Source organism: Methylobacterium sp. D54C, from assembly GCF_053345595.1.
This window is the reverse complement of the sequence record NZ_JBKFAK010000034.1, coordinates 23722-30018: the sequence shown is the minus strand read 5'-3', so window position 1 is coordinate 30018 and position 6297 is coordinate 23722. Positions and strand designations below refer to the sequence as shown.

Here is a 6297-nt window from a genome sequence, read left to right as displayed (position 1 = left end):
GGCCCTCCGCGGATCGTCCGTCCGCTCAAGAGCCTGATCTTCGTTCCTGATCATCTCGACCTCCTCGCTCTTCGAGGGGGTCAGGTCCTCATGGCGTCAGGGGGTCAGTTTGCCGTGTCGCCCGACACCTTGCCCGCCACAAGTCCGACTTAGCTGTCTGGATGCGAAGCCTACTCGGCGTCGGCGACGACGCGCAGGGCGCGCATCATGACGCTGGGATTGGGCGGACTGTAGGTTGGATTGGTTGGTGCGGGGTCGGCGTTGAGGCACCCGCGCGGGACCATCCCGGGCGAAAGACAGTCCAGCACGCGCTGGCGGCCGCCGTTGTCGACGACGTCAAAGTCGCGCCGCACGATCTCCAGTTCGGCGAGGCCGTAGTGGGTGATGCCCAGCACCTCCCGCCGCACCCGGCCGTTGAAGCGCTCGACCATTTCTCACGTTCCGGGCGTGAAGAGGCGCGTTTTGCGATGCTTCACGCGGTGCCGCTCGCAGGCGACCTCGAACGCATCGGCAGTGAGGGAGGAGCCGCGGCTGGTCAGCACGTGCGCGACTTTGGCGTGGAAGGCACCGAGCGCGTCCGCCAGGAAAGCTCCCGCCGAGGCTGCCCTTTTGTCCCGCTTGCAGGCAATGATCCGCGAACGGCCGCCGACGGTCGGATCGAGGCTGCCGCCGGTAGTCTTCTGGCATCCTTCGCCGGTGGCCTCCTAAAGGGCAAGATGGCTGTCATCGCGGCGCTGACGGGCCATGATCGAACAGCCTGAGCGAGGGCAGGTCACCCGCCTGAAGCTGGTGAAGCAGTAGATGCCGGGCCGAACCAAACTCGATCTGCTCGAAGTTCGGATAATCGGTGCACCTTGAGCAATCATGCATCGAGAGTGCGACAGCCCCCTGTTTTACACCGATCAGGGATCCTTTTCCGATGCTTTTTGACAACGCGTCATTGCCCTATGCTTACCGATAACCGATTTTTACACCAATTCTACCGTCACTAAATCAGAATTGGGTTCGGCGGGCCCGATCTAGGTGATCTACACTTATGAGAATGGTCCGGCCTTCGATATCGCTTGCGAGTCTGGAGTACGAATCGATGCCGCGGGAGCTACCCGAGCCTCGGCAGGTCGTCCGCAAAATATATGGCCCGACCGCCTGATGGGATCCCGGCTGAGTTCAGGCTGCCGCCCCAAGCCTATGAGGCGGGCGCCTGCCCGCGCTTCCAGGCGGCACCGGGGGCATATCCATACGGGGCATACGGGCGAGCACGGATCCAGATGCCGTGGGGCGAAAGGTTGACGTACGTCCTTGCCCTGTCTTTGCTGACGATGGTCAGCAAGTTCTCGTATGGATCCCTCCCCGGCATACCCAGGCCGCGCTCCGCCAGCAGAAGCGCTCCGATCCTGGCGAGGAGTTCACGCCGTTGGAGCGGTTTGCCGGCTTCGTCCAGGATCCTGCCGACGGCGTTCAGCACGTCGGCGGGCGTGGCGAACCCTGGCGGGGCGACGGAGCCGGCCCCCGGCTTCGCGTCGGCTGAAAGTCGACCCGCCGGCGGACGCGACTTCGCCCCCACGGCGTCAGGCGTCGGGTGGGAGCGGCGCTTGGTTTGCTTGCGCGCGGGTCCGGGCCCTTCCGAGGTACCGGCCATGTCGTTCGAGGGCGCCTCATGGGGCGAGGGAGCGACGGCGAGCCTGCCGTTGGCTTCCCGCAGGATTGACACAACTTCGGGAAGGGCGGACCTTTCCCACCAGCCCGCATCCCTGGCCTTGGCTATCAACGAGGCACCCAGCCACGCCATCGAGAACCTGGCGGCGCACGAGGATGCGACCCGGGCATCGACGCCGCCATCGAGCAGGCAGCGGCTGACGCCGTCCTCCATCGCTTTGAGCCCCCTGAGGCAGGTCATCCTCGCATCTGCGGCGTCCTCGCCTTCCGAGGCGAGTTCCATGGCCAGTCTGGCGATCCCGTAGGCGCGCCGGCTCAGCCCCGCCTCCTCGGATGACAGGGCGGCCGCCAAGCGTTCCACCGTGGCTCGGTCCATGGCCGCCAGGATCTGGCCGAACGTACCCTGGATCCCGTCGACATGCCTTCGCGCGACCGCCACCGCCAGGTCGGCTTTCCTCGGGTAATGGTAGAATACGTTCCCTGCAGGCAGGTCGGCGGCGGCCGCCACGTCCCTGATGGCGACCGCGGCGTAACCGCGTTCGGCGAAGAGCCGCTCGGCGGCCTCGGCCAGCCGTTCCGGTCGATCCGTTTTCCTGGCCATGTCGCGCACCATTACAACAGTAGGCAATCTGGCGCTCGACTTATAGTAAGTCAACTGACTAAATAACGAATCACTTTGCAGGGCGCGCGGCGTCGACCGATCGTGATGCCGCCCCCGTCACGCGATGCCTGTTTGCGTCGATCGAAGGATGAATGGATCCGCAAGCGCGAGGTCGCCCGGGCGTTCGGGGCCTCAGCTGAGCGCTACACCTTGGACAGTGAGTCGCGGATCATCGCGGCACAAGATCACGAAGCCGTCCAGCCTCATGGCGCTAACCAGGTTCGGATTGCCATGCACGTCGGGATGGACCCACTCACGCTCGGACACCGGCCACGCCGGCATTTTGGCGAAGTCTCAACCATTGCCTCGTAGACGTTGTCTGCCAGGCGATTCCGCTCAGTGGCCTTGTCCTCGATCCGGTCCAGAACGACCGCCACGTTGATGTCGCTGTCCTCAAGCGCGTCGCCGAGCCTGGCTTCCGAAGAGCACCAGCCGCAAGACGCGTTCGCCGTAGGTTTCGCGCATGTCACGGCCGAAGATCTCCAACGCCAAGCCGGCATCGGGCTTCAGTTGCTCGTCGGTATGGTCGATGGCCGCGACACTCATCGTCGATGCCTATGCCTGCGCCCGGGATTTGGAACGGAACCGGCATCACTTGCCAAGTGACCGGTTGATCGCCTCTACCGCCTTTCGCTGCCTTGCCGGCGCCGGCCAAGCGCGCGGCCTAGCGATGGCCCGGTCAGATGACGTGGGAAGAGGTTGCCTCACCTCGCGGGCATCGGGTTCCTGCGCCAGGATCTCGGCCTCGTTCCCCGCGGTCTTCGATTGGTGAATGGGCTCTGACGCCGTGTCGTCGAAGACCGTGACTTCCAGCGCGGCGGCAGGCTCAGGCTAGCCGACTCGGTGGTGCGGGCAGGCCTCGACGACGAGGTTCAGGATGCTCTCGCGCGGGATCGCGCATGCGGAATGCCCGCGGGCGGCGTTTCTCAGTCGGCACCCATCGCGACGAGGAAGAGGAGCTCCTCCAACGAACTCCGAACCTCCCTGCATCGGCCCGAGAGGTCGACCGAAAGCCAGATGCCGGGACTCACGTGCATCCCGTGACCGGTGTCCGCACCATGGACGAACTCGGTGACGGTGCCACGTCCCTCGTCGAGCCGGACCAGAAGGCGCGTCTCGGGCGTGTTGTCCGGCGGCACCAGCAGGCGCCAGACGCTGCAGCGCATACTCTGGGCGGCGATCTCACGCGCGAACGGGCTGTCGCCGGGGACGTCGGCGAGGTCGGGCACGGGCACGGCCAGGCGCACCGGCAGTTCGTCCTGGCCGTCGAAGGCGCCGATGACCAGGCGCGGCCCCGTGGCGTCCGGCATCTGTCCGCGCGGCCACATCCTCGCGGTCGCGACCCGACCGGTATCCGTCAGCGCGAGTTCGTCCCTGAAACTGACGTCCCGGACGAGGCCGATACCCCGCAACTCGTCGACGGCCTCGTCCTGCACCGTATACGGGTAGCCGAGCGTCGCCAGCGCGAAGGAGTCCAGGGGGATCGAGGTCCTGCGGCTGGCGTACAGCATCTGCAGGACGGAAGCCGCCGCCTCGGAAACATCTCCGGTGCCGTTCATGACGCCTCTGGTCCTCACTCAGTCTGAAATCGCGAATACAGCAAGGACGTCGGACGAACGTGCCTGGTGCGCCGCTCTATCGTGTTTGATCCTGCTCGAAGTCCATAAATTTCGAACATCAATCCCGACGGGCGTCAGGTTACCAGTTCTGTGATGCTTGGGAAGCGGGTCCAGAGGACTTGCGTGCGGATGCCGTCGCCCCAAAGGTGCGTTGCCGGTGCCTCCATGGGATCATGGTCAGGCCGCCCTCGAACCGGCCCTGCGGACCACCGCAGCGATATCGGCTGAATTTTCAGATGACCGTTCCATGTGCGAAGAAACGGCCGTCCTGGGCCGGTGAGAGCCCATGTTCACGAACGCGTGAGGTCGGACCCGTGCCAAGGCAGCCTGCCAAGGTCCCCGCACAGGCGACGGCGTTCTGCACGTGGGCCATTGGATGATCGGCGAGGCGCGTCTTCGGCTTGTCGCGTTCCTTCTCGGGCAGGCCGTCGGTGCCGTGCCATGCAAAGTCTCGGCGACGAGTGTGCCCGGCACGGTAAGGGTGGGCTGCAGGCCTTAAAGGCAGTCGTCCAGCGGCGACTGGGCATGCCGGCAAACGGCGACGATGATTGCTTCGTTCTTGCGTCGCAGGACCGTCGACGGGTGTTCTGCCTGTTTTATGGCGGCATTGGCCGTCGACCGCTGTCCGCGGCATTTCCGGGATGGAGCTGCAGCATGCCCCCACGCCGTTGCCGGTCGAAACTCGTGCCTGTCAGTTTTGCCATCGATTAAACCGGTCTGGCGGCGAGAGCGGGCGCCGCCGTGGGCGCCTGCCCCGGGCTACCGAACTCCTCACGTCGCATCCAGAGCCACCATCGGCATCGCGCCAACGACTTGCCGTCCCCTGTGCGGCGCGCGACCTCCGGGTTCCTTCCGACCCGTCCGTCTCGCCCAGGTCGTACGCCTGCATGGGTCATGGTGGGTACGTCTTCAAAGTCTAGTAAGTCAACTGACTCTATAATTTACGGCCCCTATCGCGTGGGGTCTTTACGGGCCGCGACGTCTTCCACGCTGGTCGATTTACCGTTCGGCATCCTTATGCATGGCGCGGACGGTCCCTCTTCCACAATGCCGATCGCTCGTGGGCCGACACGCGCGGCGCTTGCTGGGGCGAGGCCTCACGGCTGTCGCTCGGCGATTAGCGCGGGGCGTCGAAAAAGTCCTGGTGTGCCGGGAGCATGGGTGCCGAGATAAGAAAGTCAGTCAAATAACTTGAAACTCTAAGAAAACTTATTTGTATCGAGGCTCCGTAGAGGCGGTCAGGCTCGCGGCAATGCGATGAAGGAAGAAGCCGGCCATGCGGCGGGTCCGGCTCCCATGTTATGGCGAACCGCAGGAGGGAGAACCGAACATGTTGTTCGATCCCCCCGCAGTGGGCGCAAGGATCTCATCCGTGCCCACCATGGCATGGTCAGAGCAGCTTGGCCCGGCTTGAAACCCGATGGGATGCCGGCGGCCGTAACGTCGCCGAACGCAGGCGGAGCGCGAAGGTGCGGCGGCCATGAGGGTCGCTCCGGGCGGTTTGGAGATCGGGGGGTACGGCTCCGGCGTGGAGAGGAAACCGGCACAAGGCGGCTTCAGGCGGGCCGTCAGAACGAATCCTGGCGCGACTACTGTCGGTGGATAGGCGCCGGTTCGAAGAAGCGAAGAGGATGACGGGGAACGCAATCTAGGAACGGGTAAGCAGGATGTTTGTAACATAGGACCAGCCCGGTCGGTTCGAGAACCGACCGGGCTGGTCCTATATTACAAAATACGGCCGAACCGCTTACGCGCCCAACCCTTACATCCATCAGCCGGCTCTTCCAACCGACACAAGCCGCCACGATCGAGCAACATCGTACGGCGAGGCTCGCGATCCTCCAGCCTATCGTCGGCGCAGTCTCCGGTCGTGTCCGTATCCATGGAAAGGACACATGCGGCTTGGCGCCCGCTGCCTCGACGACATGCCGATCAGACCGACGACGATCATATCCCTGGACTTTTTCCTGAAGGAATCCATGACCGCCACGAACATCTACACTGATCTTACACCGTCGGGATCGGTGCGGACGGCGGAGCCGGGAGCCGCCGCGAACGACAATTTCGTCCGTATCGTGAGCATGGACGAGATATTCGATCTGCTCTCCACCAAGGTGGACTTCGGGATCTACTGGGTGGTCTCGCGCACCATCGACGACCACCTGGCCGGCATAACGACACGAAGCGTCCTGATCCCGGGCCGGCCCTGGCCGGCGGAGCCAGTCGGCGAGCGGTGAGCGATCCCGTCCCCGGCTGCAGTCCCCATTCGTTCACGCCGTTTCTTATCCCGTCCGTAGGCCCCTTCGCGGAAGATGCCCGCCCCCCCGCGGTTCGATCCGCCCGCGAGGCACCAGGGCCGCG

The 6297-nt window shown here is 64.6% G+C and carries 6 protein-coding genes; 2 read left to right on the top strand and 4 right to left on the bottom strand.

Going from position 1 to position 6297, the window contains the following annotated elements; translation table 11 throughout:
* Positions 1–170: 170 nt before the first annotated feature.
* The gene (locus ACLBYB_RS30120; protein ID WP_447701003.1) at positions 171–431 is read right to left on the bottom strand and encodes a hypothetical protein; all 261 of its coding nucleotides are present in this window, start codon (positions 429–431) and stop codon (positions 171–173) included.
* 36 nt (positions 432–467) lie between these two features.
* On the opposite strand from ACLBYB_RS30120, the gene ACLBYB_RS30115 reads away from it, so the two are divergent.
* Positions 468–761: a hypothetical protein gene (locus tag ACLBYB_RS30115; RefSeq protein ID WP_447701002.1), complete on the top strand. Its 294-nt coding sequence runs from the start codon at positions 468–470 to the stop codon at positions 759–761.
* Positions 762–1186: 425 nt separating this feature from the next.
* Here the strand turns inward: ACLBYB_RS30115 and ACLBYB_RS30110 are convergent, their stop codons facing one another.
* From ACLBYB_RS30110 to ACLBYB_RS30100, 3 genes are all read right to left on the bottom strand, one after another.
* Positions 1187–2269, bottom strand: coding sequence for a TetR/AcrR family transcriptional regulator (locus ACLBYB_RS30110; RefSeq protein ID WP_447701001.1), 1083 nt, complete (start codon positions 2267–2269; stop codon positions 1187–1189).
* A gap of 441 nt (positions 2270–2710) precedes the next feature.
* Positions 2711–2863, bottom strand: a complete 153-nt coding sequence (locus ACLBYB_RS30105; protein WP_447701000.1) for a hypothetical protein — start codon at positions 2861–2863, stop codon at positions 2711–2713.
* A gap of 380 nt (positions 2864–3243) precedes the next feature.
* Complete coding sequence (locus ACLBYB_RS30100; protein WP_447700999.1) at positions 3244–3876, bottom strand: hypothetical protein; 633 nt, start codon at positions 3874–3876, stop codon at positions 3244–3246.
* A 1955-nt stretch (positions 3877–5831) separates the two neighbouring features.
* Here ACLBYB_RS30100 and ACLBYB_RS30095 point away from each other — a divergent pair.
* Positions 5832–6173, top strand: a complete 342-nt coding sequence (locus ACLBYB_RS30095; protein WP_447700998.1) for a hypothetical protein — start codon at positions 5832–5834, stop codon at positions 6171–6173.
* Positions 6174–6297 lie beyond the last annotated feature (124 nt).

What these genes read in the sequence shown, in the direction of transcription:
- ACLBYB_RS30100 (WP_447700999.1), bottom strand. Translation starts at nt 3,876, where the DNA reads ATGAACGGCACCGGAGATGTTTCCGAGGCGGCGGCTTCCGTCCTGCAG.
- ACLBYB_RS30115 (WP_447701002.1), top strand. Translation starts at nt 468, where the DNA reads ATGCTTCACGCGGTGCCGCTCGCAGGCGACCTCGAACGCATCGGCAGT.
- ACLBYB_RS30110 (WP_447701001.1), bottom strand. Translation starts at nt 2,269, where the DNA reads ATGGTGCGCGACATGGCCAGGAAAACGGATCGACCGGAACGGCTGGCC.
- ACLBYB_RS30095 (WP_447700998.1), top strand. Translation starts at nt 5,832, where the DNA reads ATGCGGCTTGGCGCCCGCTGCCTCGACGACATGCCGATCAGACCGACG.
- ACLBYB_RS30120 (WP_447701003.1), bottom strand. Translation starts at nt 431, where the DNA reads ATGGTCGAGCGCTTCAACGGCCGGGTGCGGCGGGAGGTGCTGGGCATC.
- ACLBYB_RS30105 (WP_447701000.1), bottom strand. Translation starts at nt 2,863, where the DNA reads ATGAGTGTCGCGGCCATCGACCATACCGACGAGCAACTGAAGCCCGAT.